Annotated in this window: 2 protein-coding genes and 1 riboswitch; both genes read left to right on the forward strand. The window is 75.6% G+C overall.

The genetic code is table 11. The features are described from left to right. Nucleotides 1-219 precede the first annotated feature (219 nt). Nucleotides 220-873 (forward strand): helix-turn-helix domain-containing protein, encoded by a 654-nt coding sequence (locus E9565_RS21780; RefSeq protein ID WP_236836714.1) that lies wholly within the window; start codon nucleotides 220-222, stop codon nucleotides 871-873. Between the two features lie 318 nt (nucleotides 874-1,191). Next, a riboswitch (cyclic di-AMP (ydaO/yuaA leader) is annotated at nucleotides 1,192-1,350 on the forward strand. A gap of 13 nt (nucleotides 1,351-1,363) precedes the next feature. Beyond that, on the forward strand, nucleotides 1,364-1,882 hold the full coding sequence (locus E9565_RS21785) for a C40 family peptidase (RefSeq protein WP_236827520.1): 519 nt from the start codon (nucleotides 1,364-1,366) through the stop codon (nucleotides 1,880-1,882). Nucleotides 1,883-1,973 lie beyond the last annotated feature (91 nt).

Genomic DNA, 1,973 nt, shown 5'->3' on the forward strand with positions numbered 1-1,973 from the left:
CTTGGCTACACGCCTACAACCACCACCGGCCCCACACCGGCATCGGCGGCCACCCACCCATCAGCCGCTTGACCAACCTCCCCGGTCAGTACAGCTAGCCGGCGATCGGCTTCCCCCAGAGCAGTCGCGCTCTGCCCCGCGGGTGTGGGCAGAGGGCGACTGTCCACAGGAAGACACAGGGGGTCGTGCCCTCCCCCGCCCAGCCGACAGGCTCGGCCGGTGCCCGAGGACCCTGCCCCGCAGCAGTTCGACCTGTGCGGCCTGATGCGGCGGATCCGCCGCCGGGCCGACCTCTCCCAGCGGGAGCTCGCGGAGCGGCTGGGCGTCTCGAAGTCGGCCGTCGCCGCCGTCGAGTCGGGCGCCCGCGGCATGGACGCCGCGCTGCTCGCGACGGCCGCCGCGCTGGCCGGCCTCCGTCTCGGCCTGCTCGACGACGACGGCCGGCCGGTCGCCGGCATGGCAGCGGGCACCGTCCGCGACAGGGCCGGTCGGCGGTTCCCCGCCCACCTCGACACGATGCTGAGCGAGGCCCGCGCGTGGCGGTGGGACCACCGGCCCCGGCAGCGGCAGCCGACGTACACCTTCGACCGGCGGCGCCCCTGGGAGGACGCCGCCGACCGCGCCCACGACCGCCCGGACGACCACCTCGTCCCCCAGCCCGGCGACGCCCCGGAGGAACGCGCCGCAGCCCGGCGGGCCGCCGCCGCGCGACGGCGGCAGGAGGAGCGGCAGCGGCGCTTCCAGGCGGGCGCCTTCCGGCACCTCGACGACGGCTGGACGTGCACGTGCCCGCCGGGGTGCGACGACCTCGACGACCGGAGCGGCCGACCGGTGCACGCGGGGGACTGCCCGTGCCGCTGCGACGTCGGCTGACGGTGCGCCTGAGGCGGGGTTACCCGGCGGTTCCCGGCTACGTCGGCGCGCGGAGGCACGCACGCAGCGTTGAGCCACGCCGCCACCGACGGAAGTACACGGTCGACAGCACTGCGTCACGGGATGCGTGAGCAGCCTCCCGGCGCCCGGCGCAAGCCCGGTGGTCGGCCCGCGAGTCGCGCGCGACGGGGCCCGGCGAGGCACCCCCCGCGCCCCCCGGCGGGCGGCGTGTCGGCCGCGTTGTGACCGTTCCGTGACCCACCTAGCGTTCCCCGCGGTCCGACCGGGCCCCCGCCGTCACCATCCCCGGTGACACCCGGACGGACACCGCCGAACCGGGCGCCGGCACCTGCCGTCGTCCGGACCGGGGACCCACCGCAGTTCTGGGGTGAAGCGCCACCGGCCTGTCCGGGGCGCCGGGCGCGTTCCCCGCCCGAACCCGTCAGCTCACCCGGTAGGCGGTCACGGAGAACAGGAGACACCGTCGTCCATGACGACTACTCGCACGTCCACGACCCGTCGTTCCGCCCGCGGGGCCGTCCTCGCCCTGCTCACCGGTGCCGGCATCGCCCTCACCCCGTTCGCCGCCACCGCCTCCACCGGTGACGGCGGGGGCGGCACGGGCACCGTCGTCACCAGCACCGCCGTCGCCCCGAACCACGCCGCGCAGGTCGCCGTCGACACGGCCCTGGCCCAGCAGGGCAAGCCCTACGTCTGGGGCGGCACCGGCCCGGGCGGCTACGACTGCTCCGGCCTGACCTGGTCGGCCTACCAGGCGGCGGGCGTGGAGATCCCGCGGACCTCGGGCGCCCAGTCGACCGCGGGGGTCCACGTCGACCGCGCGAACCTGCAGCCCGGCGACCTGATCTTCTTCTACGACCCGGTCGGCCACGTCGGCATGTACATCGGCGACGGCCTGATGGTCCACTCGTCGACCTACGGCAACCCGGTCGCGGTCGTGCCGGTGGACTCCATGTGGGGCTACAACACCGCGCGTCGCGTCGTCTGACTGTGAGGCTGGCCGGGTCGGTCCTTCAGTGATGGGCTGACGGCCGGCAGCGGTGAGCGTGACCCGTCGTCTGACTGGCTTCGTGCCTTTG

It is taken from the genome of Blastococcus sp. KM273129 (assembly GCF_021698995.1).
Lineage (GTDB): Bacteria > Actinomycetota > Actinomycetes > Mycobacteriales > Geodermatophilaceae > Blastococcus.